Raw genomic sequence first — 25,900 nt, 5'->3', positions numbered from 1 at the left:
CTCATGAAAAAGCGCCACAAGGGTCAATATTTGTTTGCTAATCGCTGGCTTGATCGGCACTGGGTTGTACGCAACATGGAGGCTTTCCAAGATTTAATTGTGATTGTCTTATGTTTAGGTTTATTTGCCATAATGGTTGCACAACTATGGGTATTGTTTACCACCCTAGAGCTACCTGTAGATTTTAAACAAGTAACCGCCAAAATACTATTCATATTGATTTTGGTCGAGTTATTTCGATTACTAATGGTATATTTACAAGAGCATAGCATTGCTGTTGGGGTAGCAGTCGAGGTAGCAATTGTATCTGTTTTGCGCGAAGTAGTTGTTCACGGAGCGCTAGAAATTTCTTGGGTTCAAACTGCAGCAATTTGTGGTTTATTATTTGTTCTGGGTGGACTATTAGTTGTTTGTGCCAAAACGCCACATATGGATTGCATGAGTGCAAACACTCGCTTTTGCCCTGCAATGTCTAATGATGATAGAAAAGAAGAATTAGAGCGTGAATTTCAGCACTCATGTCACTTAGAAGAGATTAGTTAATTGCATCAACATAGGTATGTCTCATTCCTCTCTCCTCTCGTTCCCTGGTTCCACCTGGGAATGCATTCCCAGAGGCTGCGCCTCTCATAGCTAGAGAAAAAAGTCACTTCAGACTACGCTTTTAGACAGATGAACCCCTCTTTCCCGGCAAGTAGAAGTTAAATAGAACAATCAGGAGGGTAATTCAATGACTCAAAGCGCAGTAAAAGGTACTCAAAACCCCGTAAGCAACTTAGAATACGACTTTCTTACCGTTTTGCACAACAAAGCTGAAGCAATCAAGGCTTACGATACTTACATTCAAGATGCACAGCAAGCAAATTCTCAGCCTTGTGTAGAATTGTTCCAAAAGTTACGGCAAGCTGATATCGAACATGCACAAGAAATTCGCCACCACCTTCAACAAGTAATGCAAAACGGTAAGATGTAGGATTAATGTAGAGACGTTATATATAACGTCTAAATGTAGAGACGTTACATGTAACGTCTCTACATGAGATGAGGTTATAAAAACCAGATTTGTTATCAGGATAATCAAACAGCTATAAATCCTGTACCTGATTACCTTTAGCTTCTAAATATTCAAAATTAGGATAATCAAAAATTGGCGCTTGGACGGAATTTATTCCCGATTTTTCCAAATCGTCTGTAACTTTACCAGTAAAAGCAGCCATTAACATATTGTGTTTGTCAATAACCCCTGCTAACTCTTCTATATTTCTGTTATCCCAGTAGCCACTTTCATCAGTAACTTCACAAGTAATACCTAATTTTTGGGCTTCATCTAGCATCTTAACAATCATCAAATGACACTTGAGGAAATTTTCTAAACCCCCATATTCAGGATTGCTAGCATACTGAGTTTTACAAAAACCCATCCACATCCAATCATTTTCATCTGTGATTTCGGTATGAGTTGCTAAACCAAAGGCAGCACTTTCACTACCTTTACCAGGAAGGATAGCAAAGCCAATAATGTATTTAGGATTAGTCGAAGAAAAGCCCTTAATGGCAACTTCTATAAGATCTAAAGCACGAAGTTTCAGGAAAATATGGGTATCGTCAAGGTTCTCTTGATCGAAATAACAAGCCTCTCCTTGAAGTTCAGTCAGTTCATTGATTCGGACACAGGGAAGTTGAAGTGCCACATTACGTAAAGCGATAATTTTGTCTCTGACTTGGGCAAGACTGGCATTCTTTAGACTCAATTGATAATGAATGGTTAGTCCCATTTGCGTTATGTTAATTTTCGATTATTGTGATAAAATTTACCATTTCCAGTCTACACGTTAAGGATTATGTTTATTAATAAGCTCCATTGGAATAGGGTCATCCTCTAATGCATCTAAACCTGAAATGTTCTCCTTCTCTGGTGTATTTTCTAAGAGTGTTTCTAGCTGCTGACGGCTAAAAGCCATCAGTTCTACCCCAGCCAAAGTTTGACGAGTCGAATCATGCATAAAATAAACTAAGCCCTGAATTGGAGCTAAGTCTATTCTTATACCTTTGTACTCAGTCTCCCAATAACCAAATTTACCTGAAGACTTAGGATCTGTATGGTACTCTTTCCACTTCAGTGAGCTAGCCTTTTTATTGATATTTTTTAATGTCATCCGTATACTACCCGATAAACCGCGCTTGCCATATACGGGGTACACCAAGTATATTGTTGGCGGTTCTTCGTCTGCGATTGGGTCAAACCCAAATATCATGGTGTTTAACTTGGCAAGCTGCTGAAGGCTCTGCTGTAATGCTGTCTCGGCTGGAGTTATTTTTCTAACTGGCGTTACTACTTTTGACCAGTTCAGCGGTGGTTTGTATAAATTTATCAACTGATTTTCGAGATTTGAGAGAGTATTTATATCATTGCTGCAAGTCATCCAGCTAATACTTAAACGGTCTTTTCGATTAAATCTTTTTAACTGATTAAATCTATGATGATCTCTCCACCGCTCAACCAAATTGACTGTTCTACCGATATAAAGAATCTGACCTTTACTGTCAGATACGAAATATATAGCTGCCGAATTAGGGAGCTTGTCTTTTTCTAATAGATAAACTGATGGCAGTTCAGAAAGTTTGATGTTTTCTAATAACATCTTAGAATTATTGACTCAGAAAGTTTTGCCTCCAATATCTTTACTTACAGTATTGTTAACTTGAGCTAGCAATAAAGGGTGATTGTAAACTCTTGTAAGGCTATATTTATAGATTTCCCTCAAATTTCCCAAAAGTAACAATTTAAGTTTATTAGTTTTCTTTCGTAATTTCTCGTTCCCGAATAGAACTAGGAAACACCTTTAAGCGATCGCAACGCTCCCTTTACCTTTTAGCGCCTTTGCGACGGGCATCCGCACTGTCGAGAAACCCCGATAGCACGCTCTCCAAGTTCCTTTGCGTTATTCAAAAAAAATCACCCCTCGCTCGCAATCCGAATTGATAGCACCGGGGGATTTTCTAATGATAGGAATACCAAAATTTAGCTATTATTTTGTGCTGCTTGCTGCACTTGCTCCACAGTCAAATCTAGAGCCTGTGCTACTTGTTCAACAGTCAATCCCAATGCCAACAATCGAGGTACAGCTTCTTCCTTCACTTCCTGCTTCGCATCCTGCTTTGCATCCTGCTTCGCATCCTGCATCATTGACTGATACATCCTTGTATTCTTGAACTCGTCGTCTATGTCCAACATCGCTGCTAACTCCTCTCTACTTAACTGGGTAAACTTGTACAAAAGGATAGTTTCTATCAATTCTACAATTTTCTTTCTCGTTGCTTCATCTGCCAGTTGCTGTCTGGCTTGCAAAATCAATTCTTTACCACGGTCAACTGCTGTCTCTTCATTTTCTACAACCAACTGTAAAACTGCTAGTTGAAGCGAGTCTTCTGCTGTACCTAATTCATCTAAATAAAGGCGCTGCACCTGTGGACTATCTAGCTGCAACCGATATGGCTGTTGGTCGTTTGATTCTAAATTCCGTGTGGGATAGATTACAACTGCATACCAATGATTGACTAACTCATTTTGACGCAGGTAAAGATATATTTCTGCAAAGAAGCGTCGATAAAAAGTTTTGTCTAGTTGGAACTGAACTTCGACAAAGTAAACTGGTTGATCTGTAGTTTCATTGGTTGGGATGAACACGCCATCAATGCGAAAGGCTGTTTCCTTAAGTTCAACTGAGAGGAATTTGTAGGTGTCAGGATTGACAGTTTTATCCCCAATGATGGCAAAAAATAAGCTGGGAAAATTTTTAAATAAGCGATAGAATATTTTGTCAGTGCGCACGTTTTTAATTTAATCAAACATGGTATGATTATAATTTATACACATGTTGATGGTCAATATACTGATGTAAGTAAAAAGCGGTGCGTAGACGCGTTCGCGCAGCGTCCCGAAGGGAAGCAGCTTGTCGCCAGACATCGCACTTCGGCAGATATTGGCTACTTCTAATTACGACTCTAATCGCCCTAACATTTCAGCACGAAGTTTTTCCAGATTTTCACGGATAACGATAGTACGAGGATGATTTGCACCCAAAGCGCGATCGCCTTCCCCTCCCTCGCCTCCCTCGTTACCAGTCTCCGACTGGGAATGCCTTCAAATAGGCTCTGCCTCACATTTAAGGAAGGAAGGCTCTGCCTTCTAGAATGCATTACCAGGCTGAGCCTGGTAACGAGAAAGGTACGAAGTTGCTAAGAGCGCTCTTAGCAACTTCGTACCTAATACACTAAATTAGCTTTAATAAGCGTCTTGTAACTCGTAGAAATCGGGGGAGATGTAATCCTTACGCAAAGGATAGCCAACCCAATCTTCGGGCATAAGAAGCCGCTTCAAATTCGGGTGTCCTTCGTAGATAATACCGAACATGTCAAAGGATTCACGCTCTTGCCAATCTGCTGCCTTCCAAATCCAGTACACGGAAGGTACTCTGGGATTTTCCCTGGGTAGGAATACTTTGATACGTACTTCCTCAGCACGCTCAGGATTATCACTGAGTTTAATCAAGTGATACATGCTCACCAACTCCTGTCCTGGTCCAAGGTCAATACCAGCTTGACACTGAAGACAATTAAACCCGTAGGCATACAGGGCAGTAGAGATTGGTAGCAAGACATCCGGCTCTACCTTCAGAATTTCTACTCCTTGATGATCGGGTGCTAAGAACTCATGAGCAAAGCCATTTTCGGTCAACCACTGAGAAACTTTACCTGCTTGAACCGGAGATTTTTCAGCAGCAGGTACTGGTTTCGATTCTTCTTCAGCCACGGTTAGCTTCCTCCTTCTGCGCTTGTGCTGTCAACAGAGCAGGTGGTACTGGCATACCGATCGCCTCCGCCAATTCCTTCGGTGGTGTAGAGCGAGTTTCTGACTGCATATACTTACCTGTCAAGATTTGCTCTACTTGCTTCATATTGTGAGTCGTGCTGTAATAGCGGTGGGTTTGCTTAATCACATCCCGCTCTTGCATCGAATCATTAGCAATTTTCTTACGCAGCTTGATGATGGCGTCAATAATTGCTTCTGGACGTGGAGGACAACCAGGTAGGTACACATCCACTGGTATCAGTTTATCAACTCCGCGTACAGCAGTAGGAGAATCCACACTGAACATCCCGCCGGTAATCGTGCAAGCACCCATAGCGATCACGTACTTGGGTTCTGGCATTTGTTCATAAAGACGTACTAACTGAGGTCCCATCTTCATGGTGATTGTACCAGCTGTAATAATTAAGTCAGCTTGGCGGGGACTAGAACGAGGAATCAAACCAAAGCGGTCAAAATCGAATCGAGAACCAATCAAAGCTGCAAACTCAATAAAGCAGCAAGCAGTACCGAACAGCAAAGGCCACAGACTAGAAAGCCGCGCCCAGTTGTAGAGGTCATCAACCGTAGTGAGGATGACGTTTTCTGACAAATCTTGAGTAACTGTAGGGCGCTCAATCGGGTTGAGAATGCGCTCTTTTTGCTGCGCGCTCTTTGTATCTAAGACCATTCCAAAGCTCCTTTACGCCATGCGTAAACTAGGGCAACTACAAGAATTGCGATAAAAATTAGTGCTTCAATAAATGCCAATAGTCCTAAACTGTGGAAAGCTACTGCCCAAGGATACAAAAACACCGTCTCCACATCAAAGACGACAAAGACTAGGGCAAACATGTAGTAGCGAATGTTGAACTGAATCCAGGCTCCGCCAATAGGTTCCATACCGGATTCATACGTGGTGCGCCTTTCTGGGTTGCGACCACTGGGTCGCAAAAGCTTGGACGCTGATAGAGCTAGGGCTGGCACTAGGCTACACATTAGTAAGAAGCCTAGAAGGTACTCATAACCGCTAAGGACAAACACAATAAATAACTACCGCTTGTGGTGGAAATAACTCTGTTACGTTCTTTTACATTATTATATCGTTTTGGCTTTTTTAAATCCTTAAAAACAAAGCCAGAGATGATTTGATTCGTTTTTGCTTTTGATAGAAAGAACTAACAGGTGTGTCATAATTTTTAACGTATATTTAAGATTCGCCTCTTACCGATGCTACCATGAGCGAACAAGCTGTTGATACAAATGTATTAGACCGTCACGAGTGCCGTGCGTGTGGTTACGTTTATGAACCCTCTAAGGGAGACAGCAAGAGTGACATTGTCCCAGGTACACCTTTTGCAGAACTGCCATTAATTTGGCGCTGCCCTGTGTGTGGTGCCAAAAAGAACGCTTTTACAAACATTGGTCCTGAAGGTACAGCTTCCGGCTTCCAAGAAAATCTCGGATATGGTCTTGGTGTAAACAAAATGACACCAGGACAGAAAAATATCCTCATTTTTGGTGCTTTGGCTCTTGCTTTCTTGTTTTTTATGAGTCTTTACGGCTTACGATGATACTTACCTTCCCAGCACCGCTCCTCAGTGGATGCCCTCAAGGTATTTTACAAACCTTACACAAATTCACAAAAAAACTAATAGCCACAAATGTTTTCAAGTTTGAGAATTTGGCAAAGAATATTTGCCTTATTGGCGATCGCCTTAATCTGCTTCGGTTGTAGCAATGTTCCTTCCACAAGCTCTAACCCTTGGGAAGTGATTTCTCTGCCCACAGACGCAAAATTGTTCGATATTTCCTTTACTGATGACCCCAAACATGGCTACATAGTAGGCAGCAACTCCACCCTTTTGGAAACTCAAGATGGTGGCGCAACTTGGAAACCTGTTGAACTGGGATTAAATGAGCAAAAATACCGCTTTAACTCAATTAGTTTTGTCGGTAAACAAGGGTGGATAGTCGGGGAACCTTCTTTAATGTTGCTAAGTAATGATGAAGGTCATTCTTGGACTCGTGTTCTCTTGAGTGAAAAGCTACCCGGAAACCCTATTAGCATTGTAGCGCTAGGAAAAAATTCCGCCGAGATGGCGACAGATGTGGGCGCAATTTACAAAACTACAGATGGTGGTAAAAACTGGAAAGCACAGGTAGAACAAGCCGTTGGTGTGGTTCGTAACTTGAAACGTTCCAGTGATGGTAAATATGTTGCCGTTTCTGCTAAAGGTAATTTCTACTCTACATGGGAACCGGGACAAAATGCTTGGGTTCCTCATAACCGCAATAGTTCGCGCCGTGTAGAAAATATGGGATTTACAGGAGCAGGACAAATGTGGATGTTAGCACGAGGCGGTCAAATACAGTTTAGTGATCCTGCTAAACCAGAAGAGTGGCAAAAAGCTGAATTTCCAGAATTTGCTACCAGTTGGGGCTTGCTTGATATGGCTTATCGTACACCAGAGGAAGTTTGGCTCGGTGGCGGTAGTGGTAACTTGCTCCGTAGTGGTGATGGTGGTAAAACTTGGGAAAAAGACCGTGATGTGGAAGCCGTTCCGGCTAATTTCTACAAGATTGTTTTTCTCAACCAAGACAAGGGATTTATTATCGGCGATCATGGTATTTTGCTGAAATATCAACCTACTGTTGAAGCAGCTTCTCAGCCAGAGGCAGCTTAGTGTCAGTAAATACTATGATTAGGTATTAATTCCTATTTATGAGAAAAGCGTTGCAACTTGTAACTCTTTCTAAAGTTTGTAGGATAATAAACTCAATAGCAATTGTTGTGAAGGGAGCAAAATTGTGTCAGGTACCACCGGAGAACGTCCATTTGGGGACATTATTACCAGCATTCGTTACTGGGTGATTCACAGCATCACCATCCCAGCATTATTTATTGCTGGTTGGTTGTTTGTTAGTACTGGCTTGGCATACGATGTGTTTGGCACACCTCGCCCTAATGAGTACTACACTCAAACACGGCAAGAATTGCCCATCGTAAACAACCGTTATCAAGCAAAAGAACAAGTTGGCGAATTTAGTAAACAAAATTAATTTGACATCATGACTAGTGGCAATAACATCAACCAACCCGTCTCCTATCCGATTTTTACAGTTAGATGGCTTGCAGTTCACACTCTAGCTGTACCAACTGTATTCTTTTTAGGCGCGATCGCCTCAATGCAGTTTATTCAACGCTAAGAGAAAATCATGGAAAGAAACACTAATCCTAATAATCAGCCGGTTGAACTTAACCGCACTTCGCTCTACTTAGGACTACTTCTAGTTTTTGTATTGGGTATTCTGTTTTCCAGTTACTTCTTTAACTAACTGGAACAACAGCAAAGGCTGTGGATTGAATCTAACTTGTTAATTTTTGGTTAAAAGAGGAGATAAAACTGTGTCTGGAAGTGGCAGAATTCCTCTGTGGATTGTAGCAACAATCGCAGGTTTAGGCGTAATTACCGTTTTAGGTATTTTCTTTTATGGAGCTTATGCTGGACTTGGTTCTTCCATCTAACATGGACTTAGACTGAGTAGCTAAAGAAGCCCGGTTTCTTAAAGAAACCGGGCTTCTTGTTTCCCACTAATTGCTAATAGTCAATTTTTTCTATTCACAATTAGCTATTAGCCGATCTCATCACGCTCAATGTACAACAACATAAACGCGAATGTTACAGCAGGAATAACTAAACCAGTTAGGGGTACTAACAAAGAAGGCACAAATGAAGCTGCATAAGCAGTAAGAGGTACGAAGAGGAAAGGCAAAAATGATGTTGCCATAGTAAATATTCCTATTAAACCACAGGACAATTCAAAATGAGCTTACTGCAATTTTTGCCTAATTTTTCAAATTATCAAGATTTTTAACACTAGAGACGCTCCGCCGCAGCGTCTGTACCGGGTTATCATATACCCAATAATTCATTTAGCTGTAAAGTTGGTAAGTTTGGCGGAACCACGTTTCTAACTACGGTGACTTTGTGGCTTTCTTGCTGAGTCGCCATATCTACAGCAATAGCTTCTATCCTAATTTTTAAGCAGCCAAATGGAACGTTGATCTGGGACATAACTTCCCATCCACCAAAAGAGTTAGGTAGCAATCTTAACAGACGGGGACCATCAAGCAACCAACGAGTTTGGCAGTCCTCAACCCATAACTTTACAGCAACTTGAGGGCATTGCTCAGTTATTTTGACAATCAGTCTAACTGAGTTTCCAGAAATTAGTTCGCCATCATGTAGATGTAGTTGTGGTACTGGTAAAGGTTCTGTGTTTCTCAGAACTATTAATTGTGAAGAAATTTCGGACTTTGATGCTGTCAAAGTATTATCAGATGTGCCTTTTTTCAAAGCTTCAGTTTCAATACATGTATCATCTAATACAACTTCTTGTCCGCTCCGAGGAGGAGTGGGGGAGTGGGGGCTGTGGGGGAGTGGGGGAGTTTGTGAGTGGAGGAGTGGGGGAGTTTGTGAGTGGGGGAGTTTGTGAGTGAGGGAGTATTCTTGCTGATCTTCTTTTTCTTCAGTGTTTAAAGTATAAGTTTTATTTTTATCATCTCCGTATAAGATGATATTTTTGTCTTCTTCATCATCGTCTTGGTATAGCAAAGTGATGGGTTGAGATAAGGAGTATCCTTGGCTGTGTACCCATTTTCTTAATAAGGGTGATATTTGAGGGTTGGTTGTGTCTATAATTTGATCGCTAGGCGCAACTAAATCTGATTTGTTTTGAAATTGTGGATTATATACTACTATTTCAGCAGATGTTTCTTCATCCGCTTCATTTATGTCTTTGTGTTCTAATTCCTCTGGGTTTTGAATAACAGGAGTGGATAGTGATACATCACTTTGTACTTTTTGTATATCACTTGCCAAAGCTTTGATTCTTTTTAAGTACGGAAGATTCGCTTCTATGGGCAATAATTTGCTAGTATTGATGACATTATTCTTGTCTAAATTCCCCAGTTTTTTTAATTGCGCAACGACACTAGCAGCGAAGAGTGTCTGAGTTTTTTGCCCTGGAAGTGTTGGTAGTTCAGGTGGGGAAGTTGCTAATTGACGATCTGTTCTGGATATAAGTTGCGGTGGTAGAGATTTTTTTGGCGATCGCTTCATCAGCAAAGATGGGTATGTTTTTGCTGTTTTTACCAGATTAAATAGTTCTAAATCTAAGGGTACTGATGGCGATACGGCTGCGTCTAATTGTGGTAGGTTATCTACTGCACTTGGTTCGTGAGTCGTTTTTGCTAAACTGATAGCCAGTAATTGTGTTACCGAAGCTGTAATTGTGAAGGATTGGCTGGCTAAGAGTATTACATCATTTGAAAAAGCAACTTTACTATATAGACTAATGTCTGCCAAAATCAACTTAGACTCACATTCACTGGGAATCTCTAAAGAGCATTTGATTTTAAATGGCAGTGACTTTTCTCCTATTGCTTGTCGAGTTTGGGTAATTATTTGTGATGTTTGAGGTGAACGCAGTTCTATTTGTAGTTCACCCTCACCAATTTCTAATTTGTCACTAATATTTAAAGAAGTTTGTTTTAATTCCACATGCCCATTAACAGTAAGAGTCTCTCCCCAATGAGCAATATAAGTTTGTTGATCTAAAGTTAACAGTAGTGGTAAATCGGGCAGGGCTACTTGTGTATCGTCTACTGTTGTTTCATCTGTCAGTGGCGTTTGAGCGCTTGGCAATGCTATCTCCACTAAGTTTTTTAAAATCTGCTCTGCTGTCTCTGCTTTCAGCCAAACTGGGGATGCGGGTTCGTCAAAAGAAGTAGGGGAGTTTGTGAGTTTGTGAGTGGGGGCAAGGGATCCCCTTTGGGGTTGGGGGCTGTGGGGGAGTTTGTGAGTGGGGGAATGGGAGGGAGATTTTATGCTTAAGGCTTCTGTCTTGCTGCTAACAAACTGCTCTTGTTGTTTATGAGGCAAAACTTGTAAATAAATTGTGTATTGCCAGGATTTACCAAGCATATCTGACATCAAATCACCCGAACATCGCAGTTCCCAAATTCCTGGATTTAGATGGGTAAAGGGAATCACCGCCATTAAACCTTCCGAGTTTGTGCGCCGAGAGCGCGAATATACTCGCCGTTTTGGTGGAGATTCCTCTTTTGAGGAATGGGTTACCCGCACTTCCACATCGGTGTTAGCGCGATTAAACCGAGCCACTACTCTGTATATCCCGGATTCGATTTCCAGAGTTGGCGATTCCAAAGGACGCCAAATGCGATCGCCCTGTTGCTGTATCAGAAATTGCCAGTGTTCCATTGTCCGTGCTGCCCAAGACCCTGTTCAAGCTTGATAGTGTAATATTTGCATGATCTTGAAAGCCAGTTTACTCCAGTAAATAGAATTCTTGTAAAAACTAGTTTTTTCATCTAAAATCATCCCATAGGGTCAAAAACTAAACATAAAATTAAAGATTTATTACGGGTTCATAATAATTAAGTACGTATATATTAAATACCATCGCGCTTACAATCACAAAATCTTAGCAATCCAACTACAGGAGCGATCAACAATAATGCACCAATTCTCCAAAAGCTTCTCACTGCTCCAAGTAGCCTTCATCAGTGGGGCGATCGCCACGACAGCTACTTTGAGTCCGGTTGGGTGTCGTTCCGTTCGTGCCGAGTTAAAGGATAGCCCTAAAGTTTTGGTAGATCAAGTATGGCAACTTGTCAACAGTGAATATGTGGATGGCACATTTAACTATGTTGACTGGCAAGCAACTCGACAAAGCCTATTGAACCAAAACTACACCTCTAAAGAACAAGCTTACGCCGCTATTCAAGAAGCGCTCAAACAGCTGGGAGATCCTTACACTAGATTTTTGGAACCCAAACAATATCAAGCTCTGACAGAACAATCAATCATTGGGCAATTATCTGGAATTGGTATTCAGATACAACAAAATCCCAAAACCAACCAACTAGTTGTCGCCGAAGCAATAGAAAATTCTCCAGCACTCAAAGCAGGCATTAAAGCTGGAGATAAGATTTTGGCAATTGACGGTAAACCAACTCAAGGATTGAAAGTAGAAGATGCTTCCAAATTGATTCGTGGCAAGCTAGGTACACCAGTTACTCTGAAAATAGAGCGTCTGGGCAAGAGAAGCTTTAATGTGAAAATCACACGCGGGAATATAGAAGTACCAAAGGTAAGTTACACCTTCAAGCAAGAAGGCTCTAGGCGTGTTGGTTATATTCGCTTAGCAGAATTCAGTGCTACTGCACCCCAGCAAATGCGTCGGGCAATCCAGAATCTGAAAACTAAACAAGTAGATGGGTTTGTGTTAGATTTACGCGGAAATGGCGGCGGGTTGGTAAGTTCTAGTGTGGAAATTGCACGAATGTGGTTGGATAATGGTGCAATAGTCCGTACAGAAAACCGCAAAGGCACCCGCGATGAAATCAAAGCTAATAAAACAGCAATGACTGAAAAACCTTTGGTAGTTCTAGTTGATGGTAATTCGGCAAGTGCAAGTGAAATTCTCACAGGCGCTCTTAAAGATAATAAAAGAGCAGTAATTGTTGGCAGTCAAACTTTTGGAAAGGGCTTAGTTCAGTTGCTGCATAAACTCCCAGATGGTTCCGGTTTAGCAGTAACAATTGAGCGTTACTTCACACCAAATGGAACGGATATTAACCATAAAGGAATTAAGCCTGATGTCAAAATAGATTTAACACGGGCACAAATTCAGCAACTGGCGGCAAATCCTACATTAGTTGGTACTCGGAACGATCCTCAATATGCGCGGGCGATCGCTGTTTTAATTAATAATAACTTCACTGCTTTGAATACGCCTTGACTTATGTAAGGGCTAATAGCTCAAGTCCCTTTTAACGGACTAAAAGAGTTACGTATTTACTTAATTTGTGTCACTTCTCCCAAGCGCGTGAAGCGAATTTCAATGCGTCGCCGTGTGGAATCTTCTTGACGAGCAACCGACGGCGGCGCAAACTCACCATTGGGTAATAGTAGCTGTGCGGCTGAATATGCGCGAAATTTCAATCCTTGTAGCCTACCCTCTTTTGTCTGGATGTAACGTAGCACTCTTACTAATGCAAGCGATCGCATCAATCCTAAATCAGCATTAGAGCCTGCTTTAAGATTAGAGATGGGAAGACCATTATTAGCTACACTTTCTAAAGTCTGATCTAGATTGCTTCCCACCTTACCATTAGCTTGACCATCAGTATGACCGATTATTTCTACCGTATTAATGTTGTATTCTTTTGTGTAGAGTTCAATTTCCGGAACGATTTTTGTCCAGATGTATTGGTTCATTGGCTGTGGTAGTTCAGCACTACCAGAAGCAAAGCGGTAAGCACCTTCATCTTTAATCAAGATAATTGGTGGTGCGTCTGTTAATTGTTTAACTGACTTGAGTTTTCTTTGTAAAGCTGCAACCCGCTGCTCTAGTTCATCAGTCTTATTTGCCTTGGCTTGTAAAGCTTCAATTTTTTCCACCTGTAAATTTTTCTGTGATGGGAACTTTTGGCATCAGTAAGCTAATCGTCATTTAAATTGCACAACTTTGGGTGCGTGAAGCGTAGAGTAAGGCATCACTACTAAAGGTTTTGGTGCATTAAGCTATCGCTTCGGAGCGCAAATTGAATACACATCAGTTTATGAGCATGATGAGCAAGAAGTAGACAGAGGCACTCTTGGGTAAGTAGTAGTTTGTAAAAAAAACTGTTAAAACTGTGATACTTTTAAGTGTAAACAAACCCTAACAACTTCCTTACCCCCAAAACAGAAGTATGGCTTCTATCGAATTGATCATCAGAGACGATAATGGCAATATCTTACAAAGTACCACGACCATGACACATACCTTGAACTTAGGTTCAGAGACATTAGATGAAATAGAAGGAGCCGTAGAAAATTGGAAACAAATTGTACTTCCAGATATTGAGAGAAAGTTACTTGAAGCGGCTCAAGCACAGTTTACGGAGTCGAAAAAAAAAACAGTCAAATAATATGTAATGGTACAACACCAGTAAATATCAAAACGTTGCATGGAAAATTTACATTTGAGTTGCAACGCTATAAGTACCAAGGATTGGATGTCAACTATTTTGAGCTAACTAATCAATTTCCCTCTGGCTATATTAGTAATAGACTTCTCGAGTTTACTGCTTATTATAGCAATCGATTGAGTTACACAGAGGTGGAGAATTTAATCATCAGAACAACAGGTGATAAACTACTTTCAGACCAAACTTGTCGTCAGATAGTCATTAATAAAGCCACTGATATCAGTGAACAGCTAGTCAGAGGAGTGGAATCTACGCTCTCTGCATCTGTTGAACAGCCACTAATTGTCAACCAAAATGTAGAGATATACGAACCTGATTCACCGTCCATTCTGTTATTTGATGATGCTATTCAAGTCAAGGCACAGAAATCAAAACGCGAAAAATCTACTATTAAATTAGATAAGACTGATGGTCAAGAGCTAAATAAAACATCGACTCCAGCAGTTAATACTGATGTAGTGATTCTGCAAACATCTAGAGGTGAGTTTGAGTATATTACTGCTTCTCTACCACGGGATGAAGATCAAGAAAGTATGAGCTTAGCTTTGGTAGTTAAAGCCAAAATAATTCAAGAATATGGGCAGCAAAACACTCCACTAAATCTGGTAGCAATTACTGATGGAGCGAAGGTGATTCGACAAAGATTATTGAGTTTATTTTCACAACCTATAACGATTATTTTGGACTGGTATCATTTAGGAAAAAAGCTCCGAGAACTCATGTCGATGATTGCTAGGAATAAACAAGAGAAATCAGAACACTTGAAATTTTTATTTTCACGATTGTGGCGCGGTCAAACAACTCAAGCAATTGAATATCTTAGCAATCAAGTTGTTGCTAAAAACAAGAAGAAGTTACTTGAACTGATTGGCTATCTAGAAAAACATCAGTCGGAAATTATTAACTATGAACGGCGTGCCGCTGCTGGGACAACAATTGGTAGTGGTCGTGTCGAAAAAGGTGTTGATTTAGTTGTTGGACATCGCCAGAAGAAAAAGGGTATGAGTTGGCGGACAGTGGGCAGTAAAGCTTTGGCTATTTTAAAAGTTGTTGAACTCAATGGTCAATGGCAGCATATTTGGGGGCTAGAGTCTGTGATTGCTTGACCACAGAAAAATTTACAGGTGGAATTTTTTTGGCAAATTCAACTGCTTTGTCTTTATTATTAACTAAATTAGTAAGCGTTAGCTCTAAGTTTTTTTGCGTAAGTGCGGACTTGACTATCGCTATTAACAAAACTAAGAGAAGTATCATGAAGGCATTAGACATTAAGTCCGTGAATGCAGGCCAAATATTTAGGTCTTCATGGTCATCATTATTAGCTCGACGACGATTCATAATCTATATGAAAATCATTAAAAATGAATTTTTTATTAGGCTTTTTTTACAACTCTCTGTTGATAAATTTCCTGCTTTATTTCTGTAAGATGTTTGCTACATTCTTGAATTTTTACTGCTAAAAACTGAGCAGCTTTGATATTCATTTCAACTTCTTGTTTCATTCCTTCGAATAAGCGATCGCCTACACTTTTATATTCATCACCTAAAGAATCTATTGATAAATTAACCTGTTGTGAGTAATTTTTAAAATTTTCCAACAATTGTGTTAAAGTAACTTCCACCCCATTGAGGCTATTGGCTTTATCCACAATTCTTTTCTCTAATTTATCAAATCTTGTAACCGCTTTTCTGAAACTGTTAGCACCTTGTTTAATTTGAGGAATAATTTCACCAAAAGAGTTTTGGTTAGTCTGATGCAACTCTAATACTTGCATTGAAGTGTGATTAATACTCTTAATTTCTGCTCCCAGTTTTATTATTTCCTGACTACAGCACTGAACTTCACTTACTGCATTTGCAATAAATTGCACTGTCTGGGCTAAACTTACAGTAGATTGGGAAAATTTCTCTTGCATAGAAACCAAATCTGCTGTAGCTAGTGATAATTTCTGAGGAAACTGACTTTGCTCAAATGTTTCACCAGCTTGTTTAAATATCTCAGCTTTTGCCTTCAGTTCTGCAACCGTATGTTCAAATTCAGTAGCAGCAGCGGAAATAATACCAGCAGCCTCGCTAAATCTCTCGTAAACTTGCTTGGCTAAATCAGCAGCTTCTTTATTTCCTTGAGCAATTTCTCTTGCCACACCGCCTAAAGATTTCTCAACTACATCCCGAACGGTATCACCAAATCTAGTTAAAAATTCATCTTGCCGGGATACCATTTTATTAACTATTTTGTCTAAGCGAGTATCACCTTGTATTTGGGGTTGATAAACATTGTCCAGGTAATCTTCGAGAGAACTAATAAGTCGATACTTGACTATGCTAGTATTTCTGAGTAAGTTAACTGCTGTTAACAAAGCACTGAAAAATAATCCAGCCAAGCTAGTAGTAAAGGCAATGCTCATGCCTTGTAGCGGTTTTTCTAATTGAGCCACTAAATTGCTAGCTGGAGTTTGATTAATTGTTTGACTGAGTGCTGACAAATTAAGAGTGATACCAAGAAAAGTACCTAGTAATCCGAAGGCTAGCAGTAAATTAGGCAAAAGGCGGCAAAAATAATCAATTTCTTCACAAGAGAACAACCAAACCTTTTCTTGGCTGTAAACTTGATCTACTAATGCTGCTGTATTTACCTGTTCTAAGTGTTTGCTAGCATCTGCAAATCTTTTTTCTAATTCTTCTAAAATCCTTGGCTTTTGTCCACTAGGCTGTTTTTTAATTAGCCTTCTTACCCTAAGAAGCAAAAATATCAGATGTCGATAGAGAATAAAGCGTAAGAAAATAGCGGCTACAGATGGTATAACAACTAATACAAGAGTTAAAACAATTAATTGTGCTGGTATTGGTGGCATCAAAACACCCTTGATTATTTAAGAGTATATTTCTCGTTTCTCTCGTCTCTCGTTCCCTCGTTCCCAGGTTCTACCTGGGAATGCCGTAAAGGAGGAGGCTCTGCCTCCGGCATTCTTAAGAGAGGCAGCCTACTTTTTCTCCCAAACCTGGCGTAAGCCTTGAAATGATGTTATATCGGGTACTTATCGAAGATTTTTTGCCGTTCGCGATCGCGTTCTTCTTCAGTTATAAAACCGTCAACAAAATCCTGCTGTAGTTGCTCCAATTCTAACCGTCGTTTTACTCTGTTGTCCTCATTTACATGAGTTGCTACAACTATCTGCCCAGGAATATCTCTAGGATTTCGTGTATTGCTGCTTAATGCCATTCGATTTTGAGGTGCTCTAAATCGCGGCTCCATCTTTTTACGAAAGCGATTGATAATTCCTTCTTTAGCTGTGGGATCAGTGCTTGCAGAAGTTCCAACTACTGTTGCTTTATAGGGATAATTGGGACTGTGTTCTGGTAATTCATCTACTGTCTTTACAAACTGTCGCAGTTTAGGCAAGTGTTCACTTTCCCAAAGTTCGGGTTGTCTTTCTATTTGAGCAATTTCTTCATTCAGAATTTGTTGCAAAGCTACAGCCATGTCCTTGCGGTTAGCAAGTTCCTCCAAAGCTTGAGTCCATTGTGGACTTAAAGAAGCTGTGTAATAACAGTCCCGCAATGAATCATAATATTGAAATTCCAACTCGTGATTTTGCAGGTTTTCTTGTAGCAACCCAAACGCTAGACAAGGATAGAAAACATCTTCCAATTCCTCTATTGTTCTTGCATCAGGAGGAATGAGGTCAGGAAATGTTATGCGATAGTCATTATGGAGAAAAGATGTAGCGGAATTCTGTTCCCGCATGTAAGGATTTCTCATCCTTTCTAGAGAACCAATCAATCTCAGAGGAAAACCAGCATACTCGTTTACAATTAAAATTTCGTCATCAGCTTGGGTTGGTTTGAGTACACTTGTAGCAATTCCTAAATCCTGCGTCAGCAAAGTTTTAAACTGTTGTACTTCTAACTCATCTGTGTCTTTAAAACCGACTAATTTACTACTTTTAGCAGGATCATCATGGAAGTATGGATCTGTTAAATTAAGACGTAGCAGGGGTTCAGCTTCTTGTATAATCTGTGCCAAGCGAGTTGAACGCGCTGTGAGGGAGTAGTTTTGTATGAAGCGCTTGATTACAGACTCCCGGTTCGCCCATTTTTTTCTGAGTTAGCCAAAAAAGTATACCGAAAGACATATTCCCAAAAGAACTAAGTAGGTATAAGTTCGGGTTTATGACTACTGAACCCATAATTACAAACGAACGAGTTGATGACATACCCTTACTGCTAACACAACTGGAGCATATGGGAGTAGAACAACTAATCGATAAACATTTTCCATGTCACGGAAACTGGCAAGGACTAAACCTAGGTAGTGTGGTGGTAATTTGGTTAACACACATATTATCGCAAGCAGACCACCGTTTGAACCACGTTCAAGCTTGGGTTAGTAAGCGGTTAGAAACGTTAAAAAGCTTTACGGACGAATCTTTACGCTCACTCGATTTAGCAGATGACCGTCTGCAAGCAGTATTACGTTACCTTTCTATTGATGCAAACTGGTTTTCATTTGAGTCGGAACTAGGAAGTAGTTTGCTGCGGGTGTACGATATTGTCCCAGAACAGGTACGTTTAGATAGTACAACTGCTTCAAGTCATTGTGGAGTTAACCCAGAAGGCGCAATTAATGGGGTCACAGCAAAGACAATCGTCCGGATTTGGCGCAAGTGAAAATAATGTTATCGACATTAGACCCATTAGGAATGCCAATAGCGACGGAAATATTGTCAGGAGAAAAAGCAGATGACCCATTATATATTCCAGCAATAGATAAAGTACGTTCAACACTAAAAAAGCCAGGATTGTTATATATTGGTGACTGTAAAATGTCATCAATAAAGACAAGAACTCATATAGTATTGGGCGGAGATTTTTACTTATGTCCTTTAACAACCAAGCAAGTATCTAACGAAGAACTAAGCAAATATCTTCAACCAGTTTGGGATGGTCAACAAGAACTAACAACTATAGATTACGAGTATGCAGATGGAAAAACAAAAAACATAGCTGATGGCTTTGAAAGAGAGATTATCCATGAAATAGAGATTGATGGGCAAGAAATATCTTGGTCGGAACGACAATTAATTGTGCGCTCATTCGCGATTCAAAAAACAGCAGAAAAACATCTACATGAACGAATACAGAAAACAGCTTTATGCTCTAGAACAACTTAAAGTGCCTCGACGTGGCAAGAAAAAGCTCACTTCACACTTTGAATGGTTAGAAACATGTGAAGCTATTCTCAACCGATATAAAACCAGTGGATTATTTCAAGTTGACATTCAAACAAAAAGAGTTAAAAAAGTTCAAAAAAGATACCGAAACCGCCAAGCTAGAATAGTAGAAGAAGTCTCTTTTGACCTAAGTTTTAAGATTGACGAATCCGCAGTTAAACAACAAATTCAAATGTTAGGCTGGCGGGTTTACGTTACAAATAAAAATCAAACTGAATTTAGTTTAAAACAAGCCGTTCGTGCTTATAGAGATGAGTACTTAATGGAACGAGGATTTGCGAGGCTGAAAAACTTTCCTCTCTCGTTGACTCCGATGTATTTACAACGTGAAGACCATATTACTGGTTTAATAAGACTACTCTCTATTGGTTTGCGAGTTTTAAACCTTTTAGAATTCCAGATTCGCCACAATCTAGAAAAAGAGAAAGAAAAACTTGCTGGTCTTTATGTTGGCAATCCGAAGCGAGAAACTGCAAGACAAGGGCGCAGAAATAATTCTTGCTGCATTTAAAGAGATTACACTGCTATTGATTGAGGTGAAAAACGAAATTTACGCTCACTTGACGGCTCTTTCACCTTTGCAGAAGCGTATTCTTGCTTTACTGGGCTTTCCCATCAGTATTTACACTCAACTTGATGGTCAATCTTTTACTCCTGAGTAGTCTTTCTTCTAACTCCCAAAAAAATGGGCGAACTGGGAGTACAGAGTTGACAATATTCATACCGCGAGAAGCAAATAAGCTGTCAACCTTGAGGTTAATTTCTTTTTGTAGCTGATGGGTTGTTGTATGTTCCTGATCTATAAAACTTGCCAAAGACTGTCCTCGTCCAGTCGGTTCTGTAATTGCAGTCACCAACACCAACTGGCGGCGAAAGTCATCTACAGGCAATATAGTTCGGTAACAGCGGTCAATATCTTCATTATTAATGATTGCCTCACCGCTCATTTCATCAAAATTAAGTTGTTTTAGGTTTCTTTCCTGTTTCTCATAGGCACTTTTTAAATTTTCCACGTTTGTACTAAAAGCCGCGACTTGATTCGATCTAGCTTGAACATACTTTTGTAAAGCATCAACAATTTTTAGAGCCTCCTGCAAAACTGCAAACTGAAAGTTATGCTTGATCAGGTCATAGACTTCCCGTACTACTTTTTTTGCTTCAGTTTGTACTGGGCTATTCTTATTGTCGAAAAAGGGAAGACCAGCTTTCTGCTCAATGTCTTGAATCAATTGTTCAGAATCTCGCCATTTTTTCTCTAAATCTTCCAAGTTTCGCATCCGACCAAAATTGGCGATTTCCTCTTGAAGATTGCGTTGATAGTTATGGAGTTCGTGGTGCAAAGCATCAAGCCAGTCACGGGTACTTTTAATAGAGAAATTTGGCTCACTAGGGGTAAGTAACAGGATGATAAAATCATCAATATTTGATTGGAGTTCTTTGGTAATATTTGGAGAAATCTGTTGTAGCTTTGTTAACCAAATTCCTCTGTTACTCTCAGTTTCACTCGGTTGAGTTTTACGGAATTGCTCTCGAAACTCTCTGGGCAACTGTTGGCAGATTGCATTGCGGTCATCTCTACTTTTGCATTCAGCAATTGACCGATCTAATTTACTTCTCCAGGTGTTAATTGTATTAATAAAATTCTTGTTCGATTCTTGTACAGCCTCTGCTATTCTAGTAGTTAAACCGTCTTTTTTGGCAAGATCGGTGTGCCAACGATACTGAATTAAGAATTTTTCGAGTAAGGTAACAGGGTCAGGACTTTGACCTTCCCCATTTAACCAGAATGTTACCAATTCTAAACTAACGCGATTTAGGGCGATTTGGACAATGGTATCGCGGGGAAAATAAATCGCCGCCAGTCCAAATGTTAAATAACGCTGCACATTCGGACGGGGGTGCTTATCCCACTGAATCATGTGTTGCAGAAAATTGTCTCTGTTACCTTTAACAACTGGTGCTAATTCTCCAGAGAAGTCCAAAGCTATTTTATGTGCAATAACATTACACAGCTTACCTTGTGCCAGGATTTCGTATTCACCTCCTGTCTGACTAGAAACTAAATAAGTGTAGTCAAATGGTGGGCGCTGTTCTTGCACAAACACTACATTTTGGATGTCATAACAGGCTTCAAATTTTGTGCCGGGAGTGCTGTAATAATTTAATTCTTTGAGGGCAGCGTAAGTATTGGCACACATACTAGGGGTGTTACCGTACAGTTCTGGACTAATAACTAAATAGCCAACAATTCGAGCGCTTTGACTACCATAAAGATGCCTGAGACTATAAGCAACGTCCAAAAACATCCCGCTTCCGGTTCCACCGCAAAGAGAACCCACAACAAAAATATTCAATCCAGCTTCGACTCTTAAACCTGCTTTCAGTAGTAAAGCATCATGTCCTCTTGTGCGCTTTTCTGCAGTTTCAATTGCATTTTTTACCTTTTGGTAGTTGTGGAAAAAAGCTAGTCTACCTACAGGTCTAATTCCTTTTGCACCTTCTTCCACTGCTTTAATATTTCGCAATAATTGTGGAGGGAACCAGATGCCAATATGGTCATAAGGACCGTGATGAGTGTACTCTGACCGACGCTCTAATCCTTGCACAAACATAGTGACTTCAGGAGAGGACATTGTAGCACCGATTTTCTCTGCTTCCTTAAAGCTAAGATCAACGCCATGATAGGTACTTCCTGTACGAATACCAGCCACTTGCGTTGCGGCTTTGTCTGTATCAATGTGGACAAAACTAACAATTGGTAATTGATTTAAATCGCCATAGCGGTCTACAATTAACCGCCGAATTCGCATCAAAACATCCCGTCCAGTTCCGCCTAATCCTATACAAATTGTGCGATTAATACCGCGATACTGAAGTTCATTTTCCCCGTCGTAAGTCATGCTATAATTCCTTAAATACTATTTTTTTATTTGAATAACTATCTCGTATTCGCGGTTACGAGTATCAGGACAATTTATCCTAAACCGAGAACTAGCTATGGAAGTACGCGACGTAATTTGGTGTCCGTTGTAATAAATTGGTGCTGAATTAGTCGGGATTAAATAAAATTTCTCACCTTGGCGTTCAAAATAAGCTCTGATTTCTGCGCCCGGACATTCAATAGAACCTACACAAGTAGAATCATATTCACCTTCACCAATGGCAATCCGTTTGTTATTTGGTAATCTGCATCTTTGCTCTTCTTGATTATCTGTTTCCTCGGAGTCAACTACCAATTCCCACTTGTTTTGCCTGCGCAAGAATTTGATTAACCCAAAAACCAAAGCTGCAAAGATTAACAGAGAAATTAACCCAGGTAGCCATAACTGTTTAATTAAATAAGGAGTGACTAAACAGGTTTCTTTACCGCCTGGTGCTGGTGTACAAAATTCCTGTACTGTAGGTGCAATGTCAACTACAGTGAGTTTATATTCTTTGTTTTTTTTGGTTTTGATTGGTAGCGATCGCTTATGTAATGGCAAAGCTTGCATCCAAGCTTGTCGCTGTTGACTTTCTGGAGATACTGCTATCCGAAAAGAACTATAAGCGGGAGTTTCAACCCATACTTGAGAAGTAATTCCTGGTTGAGTAAATAGCGGTGCATCAGTAAGCCAAATAATTGACTGTGGCTTGATTGGTTGATTGTGCTGTAGGCGATTTTGATTGATCTGAGCAATAGCTTGATAAATAGTTAACTCTGCTTTTTGAATGTCTGTGCCATAGCGATTTGGATCGGATACAAAAGATATATTTTGTACCAACGCACCCTACTAGCGCTTATATTATAATTGATACGAGATTATACTAAGATATAGAAGTGAGCATTAATCAAGAACTTTACAAGATAAAGAATTAATTATACATTTACACAGAATACTGGCTTTTGCAGTTGTATGACTCGCTATTGGAGCAGATGCTACAAGAGCAATGGCTGAAGTTTGAGTTCAAGTAGTGCTAACTTAGGAAGTATTAAAAGCTCTTGAGGTAACTAAATCTATTCAGTTCTATGGCTGTACCGTACCAAAACATTATTACGATTGAACCAGGAAAACGAGGTGGTAAGCCTTGTATTCGAGGAATGCGAATAACTGTATATGATGTTTTATCATATCTTGCCTCTGGCATGACATACGAGGAAGTGCTTGATGACTTTCCTTATTTAACGCAAGAGGATATTTTGGCTTGCCTTAGTTATGCGGCTGATCGAGAACACCAAATGCTGACAATACCAGCATGAAATTACTGTTTGAGCATACTGCAAGGATTTCCACCTAAAATAATTTGGATTCGTCGTGGTAATTGTTCAACTAGCCAAATTGAAGGAATTTTGCGATCGCATCTATAGGAGATCCAAGCTTTTGAAAAAGACTCAAATTTGGGAGTTTTAACACTGTATTAGATTTGTAATAACAATGTTTCAAATTATTCGTAGAGACGTTCCGGCGGAAAGTCTCTACAATCGTGTGAAATAACGAAAAATCTTTGTGTGAGGGGCGATACCTATGATTCGCCAACAGCATCTTTCATTTCTAGGCGGGTGAGGGTGTTGATTTCGAGGCTGAGCCTCACAGAATGCATTCCCAGTCTCCGACTGGGAACGAGACTGCCGAGACTGGGAACGAGACTACGAGGCACAGTAGCGGTTTTGATAATAAGCCAAAATTTGTTCTACCCGTTGCTGACTTTGGGGATGAGAGTTAGGGGTGTACTCAATCCATAAGCCACCAATTTGACTTTGATTGTAATCAAAATTTTGGGATGTCTGGGGAATTAAACCAACTTCTACCCCTTCAACTTGGCACAAATGTGCTGCTAATTCCCGATATACTGCTAAAGGCACAGCAAATTCTATTTCTTTTCTCTCCATATATTATGATGCTCCGGTAGGAACAGGGTTGGACGGTGGTGATGTTACCGCAGCTTTTGTAGGAGTTGAGCTACTGGGTGCCTCTCCTACTGTTCTGGCAACTTCAATACCATATTGTTCCAGAATTAAGACCGGATTGGAGCCTTCATTCATTTCAATTCGTTTAACTAGCACTCCGTTTGCCAGTCGCAACCCTGCTTGCACGTAACGACTTGTGGGTTCATTTGGTACTTTAATAATTGCTTGGGGTTCTCTACCAATCAAAACTACACCCGAAACCAAAATTGCTTTGGCTAATTCTGGTTGTGGTGGTGGTGGTAACACAGATGCAAGAGTTGGATTGGGGATAACTGGAGGTAATGCCTTGGGCAAAACAGGAGTCAAGACACGAGGGGGCTTAGCTTTTTTTTGTACCAGTGCTATTTTATTTTTTTGGAGTTGGAAAGAATTTTTTCTGGCTGTGATTCGTACTGGAGGTTTTACAGCTCTGGTAGGTATTCTGGTTCTATTTGCGACAACACGTCTAGGCGTAATAGAAGGACGCAGAGGCGGTAGAGTAGGAACAGTTTTGGTGACGACAGTATTTGTTTGGCCTGGTGTAGGGTACTGCCCGACAATTTGGGCAAATGGATCTACTCGCCCTTTTAACACTGCTTCTACGCGTTGATTAGGATCGGTTGGCGGAATTAAGTTAGCAGTAGTATTAACTTCTGGAGTTGGTTTGGGTGGTACAACTGGGTTATTAAAGGGTTGAGGTTTTTTGGTAACAGCAGGTCCTGCTGTTGGAGTCGGATTACTCGATTGTTGTTGTTCCGAACTACAGGCGGCGATCGCCAATGCTAAAGTAGCTGCTAATAAAAGTTTTAAATTTCTGCCCATTTGCCGTTTTCAAAAACCATAGGAAAATTTGCGTGTGGAAATGCACCTGTTGCAATGAGGATCTTGCTTGGCGAAATCTGATACATTTATAACCTAATTTTTCCTATGGCAAGGGTTTTTTTAAACACTATAGTTTTTCGTAAAACTGCGGGAGACTAATTATAATTAACTATCCGTCACAGTCATCAAGTCCTTAAGCGTTCCCAATCCTTTCTTGACTCTACGAGAAACCGTAACTACACTAATACCCATGAGTTCTGCCACTTGTTTTTGCGTTAAATCGTGCAAAAAAACACACTCTAAAACTTCACGGGTACGTTTTTCTAACTGCACTAGTGCTTGTTGCAGACGGATTTGATCTTCTTGCGCTAGTTGAAAGCTACGGTAGTTATGATCCGGAACCAATTCCCCTAGTGAAGTAGCGCCTTCTTCACTATCGTTAACTGGTACATCCAGACTCAAGGGGGCACGATTAACCCAGGCTAATTTAATTTCCAGCCATTCCTGCAAAGAAATTTCCAGTGCTGCTGCTAATTCCGAGTCAGTTGGTTGGCGGTTATATTTTGCCCGCAAAGAACGCGAAACACCAATTGCTTGTTGTTGCAGTGCTAGGTAGCGCCGAGGAATTCGCACTGTAACACCTTTATCTCGAAGGTAATGTTGAATTTCACCCCGAATGTAAGGAATAGCAAAAGAACTGAAGGCATGTCCTTTGGAAATTTCAAATCTTTCAATTGCCCTGATTAAGCCCAAACAGCCTACTTGGAGCAAGTCCTCATAGCTTTCATGACACTGATTTATCCAGTAGTGAGCTTCTTTTCTAACAAGTCCAAAATTGACTTTCACTAATTGATTGCGGATATCAGAATCACGAGATTGCTGATATTCTCGCAATAACTGCCATATTTCTTGCTTTAATTCGTTGCTGACTGTGGTTGGCATAGCACCGTATTTACCATTAAGAAAGGCAGGTGGCAGATAGCAGCTATTTATCCCTTGCATAAATG

At 40.3% G+C, this 25,900-nt stretch carries 30 protein-coding genes and 1 pseudogene; 14 read left to right on the top strand and 17 right to left on the bottom strand.

The window, feature by feature from the left end; translation table 11 throughout:
* Positions 1–3: 3 nt before the first annotated feature.
* Together ICL16_RS43635 and ICL16_RS43630 are read left to right on the top strand one after the other, a co-directional pair.
* The gene (locus ICL16_RS43635) at positions 4–543 is read left to right on the top strand and encodes a phosphate-starvation-inducible PsiE family protein (RefSeq protein ID WP_190838823.1); all 540 of its coding nucleotides are present in this window, start codon (positions 4–6) and stop codon (positions 541–543) included.
* A 187-nt stretch (positions 544–730) separates the two neighbouring features.
* Entirely contained in the window at positions 731–973 is a 243-nt protein-coding gene (locus tag ICL16_RS43630) for a hypothetical protein (RefSeq protein ID WP_190838821.1), read from the top strand.
* A 112-nt stretch (positions 974–1,085) separates the two neighbouring features.
* Here ICL16_RS43630 and ICL16_RS43625 read toward each other — a convergent pair whose 3' ends face one another.
* From ICL16_RS43625 to ndhC, 6 genes are all read right to left on the bottom strand, one after another.
* Complete coding sequence (locus tag ICL16_RS43625) at positions 1,086–1,775, bottom strand: hypothetical protein (protein WP_190838819.1); 690 nt, start codon at positions 1,773–1,775, stop codon at positions 1,086–1,088.
* Positions 1,776–1,832: 57 nt separating this feature from the next.
* On the bottom strand, positions 1,833–2,642 hold the full coding sequence (locus ICL16_RS43620; RefSeq protein ID WP_190838817.1) for a GIY-YIG nuclease family protein: 810 nt from the start codon (positions 2,640–2,642) through the stop codon (positions 1,833–1,835).
* Between the two features lie 380 nt (positions 2,643–3,022).
* The gene (locus ICL16_RS43615) at positions 3,023–3,832 is read right to left on the bottom strand and encodes an Rpn family recombination-promoting nuclease/putative transposase (RefSeq protein ID WP_190838815.1); all 810 of its coding nucleotides are present in this window, start codon (positions 3,830–3,832) and stop codon (positions 3,023–3,025) included.
* A gap of 453 nt (positions 3,833–4,285) precedes the next feature.
* Positions 4,286–4,813 carry an NAD(P)H-quinone oxidoreductase subunit J gene (locus ICL16_RS43610; RefSeq protein WP_190838813.1) on the bottom strand — a complete coding sequence of 176 codons (528 nt, stop codon included), beginning with the start codon at positions 4,811–4,813 and terminating at the stop codon, positions 4,286–4,288.
* Positions 4,806–5,540, bottom strand: coding sequence for a photosynthetic/respiratory NAD(P)H-quinone oxidoreductase subunit K (ndhK, locus tag ICL16_RS43605; RefSeq protein WP_190838811.1), 735 nt, complete (start codon positions 5,538–5,540; stop codon positions 4,806–4,808). The genes ICL16_RS43610 and ndhK overlap by 8 nt, the downstream gene beginning before the upstream one ends.
* Positions 5,531–5,893, bottom strand: a complete 363-nt coding sequence (gene ndhC / locus ICL16_RS43600; protein ID WP_190838809.1) for a photosynthetic/respiratory NAD(P)H-quinone oxidoreductase subunit C — start codon at positions 5,891–5,893, stop codon at positions 5,531–5,533. Before ndhC ends, ndhK begins: the two co-directional genes overlap by 10 nt.
* Before the next feature lie 194 nt (positions 5,894–6,087).
* Here ndhC and ICL16_RS43595 point away from each other — a divergent pair, with 194 nt between their 5' ends.
* The 6 genes from ICL16_RS43595 (at position 6,088) to ICL16_RS43570 (ending at position 8,378) form a co-directional block, all read left to right on the top strand.
* Complete coding sequence (locus tag ICL16_RS43595) at positions 6,088–6,423, top strand: rubredoxin (RefSeq protein WP_190838807.1); 336 nt, start codon at positions 6,088–6,090, stop codon at positions 6,421–6,423.
* Between the two features lie 90 nt (positions 6,424–6,513).
* The gene (locus ICL16_RS43590) at positions 6,514–7,536 is read left to right on the top strand and encodes a photosynthesis system II assembly factor Ycf48 (RefSeq protein ID WP_190838805.1); all 1,023 of its coding nucleotides are present in this window, start codon (positions 6,514–6,516) and stop codon (positions 7,534–7,536) included.
* Positions 7,537–7,660: 124 nt separating this feature from the next.
* Entirely contained in the window at positions 7,661–7,912 is a 252-nt protein-coding gene (gene psbE, locus ICL16_RS43585; RefSeq protein ID WP_190838803.1) for a cytochrome b559 subunit alpha, read from the top strand.
* A 9-nt stretch (positions 7,913–7,921) separates the two neighbouring features.
* Positions 7,922–8,059 (top strand): cytochrome b559 subunit beta, encoded by a 138-nt coding sequence (psbF, locus tag ICL16_RS43580; RefSeq protein WP_096567259.1) that lies wholly within the window; start codon positions 7,922–7,924, stop codon positions 8,057–8,059.
* Between the two features lie 9 nt (positions 8,060–8,068).
* A complete protein-coding gene (locus ICL16_RS43575; protein ID WP_071588463.1) occupies positions 8,069–8,188 on the top strand; it encodes a photosystem II reaction center protein PsbL in 120 nt (39 codons plus the stop codon).
* A 70-nt stretch (positions 8,189–8,258) separates the two neighbouring features.
* The gene (locus tag ICL16_RS43570) at positions 8,259–8,378 is read left to right on the top strand and encodes a photosystem II reaction center protein J (RefSeq protein ID WP_190838801.1); all 120 of its coding nucleotides are present in this window, start codon (positions 8,259–8,261) and stop codon (positions 8,376–8,378) included.
* Between the two features lie 107 nt (positions 8,379–8,485).
* Here the strand turns inward: ICL16_RS43570 and psaI are convergent, their stop codons facing one another.
* Together psaI and ICL16_RS43560 are read right to left on the bottom strand one after the other, a co-directional pair.
* Positions 8,486–8,641, bottom strand: a complete 156-nt coding sequence (gene psaI, locus ICL16_RS43565; RefSeq protein WP_190838799.1) for a photosystem I reaction center subunit VIII — start codon at positions 8,639–8,641, stop codon at positions 8,486–8,488.
* Positions 8,642–8,766: 125 nt separating this feature from the next.
* Positions 8,767–11,136 (bottom strand): hypothetical protein, encoded by a 2,370-nt coding sequence (locus ICL16_RS43560; RefSeq protein ID WP_190838797.1) that lies wholly within the window; start codon positions 11,134–11,136, stop codon positions 8,767–8,769.
* 256 nt (positions 11,137–11,392) lie between these two features.
* On the opposite strand from ICL16_RS43560, the gene ctpB reads away from it, so the two are divergent.
* Positions 11,393–12,679, top strand: coding sequence for a carboxyl-terminal processing protease CtpB (gene ctpB, locus ICL16_RS43555; protein WP_190838795.1), 1,287 nt, complete (start codon positions 11,393–11,395; stop codon positions 12,677–12,679).
* A 56-nt stretch (positions 12,680–12,735) separates the two neighbouring features.
* Here the strand turns inward: ctpB and ICL16_RS43550 are convergent, their stop codons facing one another.
* Positions 12,736–13,341 (bottom strand): flagellar motor protein, encoded by a 606-nt coding sequence (locus ICL16_RS43550; RefSeq protein ID WP_202895997.1) that lies wholly within the window; start codon positions 13,339–13,341, stop codon positions 12,736–12,738.
* Positions 13,342–13,634: 293 nt separating this feature from the next.
* Between ICL16_RS43550 and ICL16_RS43545 the strand changes: the two genes are divergently transcribed.
* Both ICL16_RS43545 and ICL16_RS43540 read left to right on the top strand, forming a co-directional pair.
* Positions 13,635–13,853 carry a hypothetical protein gene (locus ICL16_RS43545; protein WP_190838793.1) on the top strand — a complete coding sequence of 73 codons (219 nt, stop codon included), beginning with the start codon at positions 13,635–13,637 and terminating at the stop codon, positions 13,851–13,853.
* Between the two features lie 59 nt (positions 13,854–13,912).
* Positions 13,913–15,019 carry a hypothetical protein gene (locus tag ICL16_RS43540; RefSeq protein ID WP_190838791.1) on the top strand — a complete coding sequence of 369 codons (1,107 nt, stop codon included), beginning with the start codon at positions 13,913–13,915 and terminating at the stop codon, positions 15,017–15,019.
* Positions 15,020–15,286: 267 nt separating this feature from the next.
* Here ICL16_RS43540 and ICL16_RS43535 read toward each other — a convergent pair whose 3' ends face one another.
* Both ICL16_RS43535 and ICL16_RS43530 read right to left on the bottom strand, forming a co-directional pair.
* Positions 15,287–16,768 (bottom strand): hypothetical protein, encoded by a 1,482-nt coding sequence (locus tag ICL16_RS43535; RefSeq protein WP_190838789.1) that lies wholly within the window; start codon positions 16,766–16,768, stop codon positions 15,287–15,289.
* Positions 16,769–16,938: 170 nt separating this feature from the next.
* Positions 16,939–17,940, bottom strand: coding sequence for a hypothetical protein (locus tag ICL16_RS43530; protein WP_238361216.1), 1,002 nt, complete (start codon positions 17,938–17,940; stop codon positions 16,939–16,941).
* A 146-nt stretch (positions 17,941–18,086) separates the two neighbouring features.
* On the opposite strand from ICL16_RS43530, the pseudogene ICL16_RS47985 reads away from it, so the two are divergent.
* Positions 18,087–19,809 (top strand): annotated as a pseudogene (locus ICL16_RS47985) (IS1634 family transposase).
* On the opposite strand, the gene ICL16_RS43520 reads toward ICL16_RS47985, so the two are convergent.
* Positions 19,747–22,047, bottom strand: a complete 2,301-nt coding sequence (locus ICL16_RS43520; protein WP_190838787.1) for a tubulin-like doman-containing protein — start codon at positions 22,045–22,047, stop codon at positions 19,747–19,749. The pseudogene ICL16_RS47985 and the gene ICL16_RS43520 overlap by 63 nt on opposite strands.
* 18 nt (positions 22,048–22,065) lie before the next feature.
* Positions 22,066–22,908: an FHA domain-containing protein gene (locus tag ICL16_RS43515; protein ID WP_337907232.1), complete on the bottom strand. Its 843-nt coding sequence runs from the start codon at positions 22,906–22,908 to the stop codon at positions 22,066–22,068.
* A 245-nt stretch (positions 22,909–23,153) separates the two neighbouring features.
* On the opposite strand from ICL16_RS43515, the gene ICL16_RS43510 reads away from it, so the two are divergent.
* Together ICL16_RS43510 and ICL16_RS47570 are read left to right on the top strand one after the other, a co-directional pair.
* The gene (locus tag ICL16_RS43510) at positions 23,154–23,384 is read left to right on the top strand and encodes a DUF433 domain-containing protein (RefSeq protein ID WP_190838785.1); all 231 of its coding nucleotides are present in this window, start codon (positions 23,154–23,156) and stop codon (positions 23,382–23,384) included.
* 9 nt (positions 23,385–23,393) lie between these two features.
* Positions 23,394–23,492 (top strand): DUF5615 family PIN-like protein, encoded by a 99-nt coding sequence (locus ICL16_RS47570; RefSeq protein ID WP_337907231.1) that lies wholly within the window; start codon positions 23,394–23,396, stop codon positions 23,490–23,492.
* Positions 23,493–23,647: 155 nt separating this feature from the next.
* Here ICL16_RS47570 and ICL16_RS47095 read toward each other — a convergent pair whose 3' ends face one another.
* From ICL16_RS47095 to ICL16_RS43495, 4 genes are all read right to left on the bottom strand, one after another.
* Positions 23,648–23,782 carry a hypothetical protein gene (locus ICL16_RS47095; RefSeq protein WP_273040253.1) on the bottom strand — a complete coding sequence of 45 codons (135 nt, stop codon included), beginning with the start codon at positions 23,780–23,782 and terminating at the stop codon, positions 23,648–23,650.
* On the bottom strand, positions 23,772–24,014 hold the full coding sequence (locus tag ICL16_RS43505; RefSeq protein WP_190838782.1) for a hypothetical protein: 243 nt from the start codon (positions 24,012–24,014) through the stop codon (positions 23,772–23,774). The genes ICL16_RS47095 and ICL16_RS43505 overlap by 11 nt, the downstream gene beginning before the upstream one ends.
* Positions 24,015–24,017: 3 nt before the next feature.
* Positions 24,018–24,893 carry a hypothetical protein gene (locus ICL16_RS43500; protein ID WP_190838780.1) on the bottom strand — a complete coding sequence of 292 codons (876 nt, stop codon included), beginning with the start codon at positions 24,891–24,893 and terminating at the stop codon, positions 24,018–24,020.
* Positions 24,894–25,058: 165 nt separating this feature from the next.
* On the bottom strand, positions 25,059–25,835 hold the full coding sequence (locus ICL16_RS43495) for an RNA polymerase sigma factor SigF (RefSeq protein ID WP_190839228.1): 777 nt from the start codon (positions 25,833–25,835) through the stop codon (positions 25,059–25,061).
* Between the last annotated feature and the right edge of the window lie 65 nt (positions 25,836–25,900).

It is taken from the genome of Iningainema tapete BLCC-T55, from assembly GCF_014698965.1.
Classification (GTDB): Bacteria; Cyanobacteriota; Cyanobacteriia; order Cyanobacteriales; family Nostocaceae; genus Iningainema; species Iningainema tapete.
The sequence above is the reverse complement of the archived record's forward strand: the minus strand, read 5'-3'. Positions and strand labels throughout refer to the sequence as shown.

Excerpts from the sequence above, each read along its gene's own strand:
- psaI (WP_190838799.1), bottom strand. The coding sequence starts at position 8,641 with ATGGCAACATCATTTTTGCCTTTCCTCTTCGTACCTCTTACTGCTTAT.
- ICL16_RS43575 (WP_071588463.1), top strand. The coding sequence starts at position 8,069 with ATGGAAAGAAACACTAATCCTAATAATCAGCCGGTTGAACTTAACCGC.
- ICL16_RS43630 (WP_190838821.1), top strand. The coding sequence starts at position 731 with ATGACTCAAAGCGCAGTAAAAGGTACTCAAAACCCCGTAAGCAACTTA.
- ICL16_RS43595 (WP_190838807.1), top strand. The coding sequence starts at position 6,088 with ATGAGCGAACAAGCTGTTGATACAAATGTATTAGACCGTCACGAGTGC.
- ICL16_RS43495 (WP_190839228.1), bottom strand. The coding sequence starts at position 25,835 with ATGCCAACCACAGTCAGCAACGAATTAAAGCAAGAAATATGGCAGTTA.
- ICL16_RS43635 (WP_190838823.1), top strand. The coding sequence starts at position 4 with ATGAAAAAGCGCCACAAGGGTCAATATTTGTTTGCTAATCGCTGGCTT.
- ICL16_RS43535 (WP_190838789.1), bottom strand. The coding sequence starts at position 16,768 with ATGCCACCAATACCAGCACAATTAATTGTTTTAACTCTTGTATTAGTT.
- ICL16_RS43520 (WP_190838787.1), bottom strand. The coding sequence starts at position 22,047 with ATGACTTACGACGGGGAAAATGAACTTCAGTATCGCGGTATTAATCGC.
- ICL16_RS43545 (WP_190838793.1), top strand. The coding sequence starts at position 13,635 with ATGGCTTCTATCGAATTGATCATCAGAGACGATAATGGCAATATCTTA.
- ICL16_RS43625 (WP_190838819.1), bottom strand. The coding sequence starts at position 1,775 with ATGGGACTAACCATTCATTATCAATTGAGTCTAAAGAATGCCAGTCTT.
- ICL16_RS43560 (WP_190838797.1), bottom strand. The coding sequence starts at position 11,136 with ATGGAACACTGGCAATTTCTGATACAGCAACAGGGCGATCGCATTTGG.
- ctpB (WP_190838795.1), top strand. The coding sequence starts at position 11,393 with ATGCACCAATTCTCCAAAAGCTTCTCACTGCTCCAAGTAGCCTTCATC.
- ICL16_RS43620 (WP_190838817.1), bottom strand. The coding sequence starts at position 2,642 with ATGTTATTAGAAAACATCAAACTTTCTGAACTGCCATCAGTTTATCTA.
- psbF (WP_096567259.1), top strand. The coding sequence starts at position 7,922 with ATGACTAGTGGCAATAACATCAACCAACCCGTCTCCTATCCGATTTTT.
- ndhK (WP_190838811.1), bottom strand. The coding sequence starts at position 5,540 with ATGGTCTTAGATACAAAGAGCGCGCAGCAAAAAGAGCGCATTCTCAAC.
- ICL16_RS43500 (WP_190838780.1), bottom strand. The coding sequence starts at position 24,893 with ATGGGCAGAAATTTAAAACTTTTATTAGCAGCTACTTTAGCATTGGCG.
- ICL16_RS43505 (WP_190838782.1), bottom strand. The coding sequence starts at position 24,014 with ATGGAGAGAAAAGAAATAGAATTTGCTGTGCCTTTAGCAGTATATCGG.
- ICL16_RS43510 (WP_190838785.1), top strand. The coding sequence starts at position 23,154 with ATGGCTGTACCGTACCAAAACATTATTACGATTGAACCAGGAAAACGA.
- ICL16_RS43590 (WP_190838805.1), top strand. The coding sequence starts at position 6,514 with ATGTTTTCAAGTTTGAGAATTTGGCAAAGAATATTTGCCTTATTGGCG.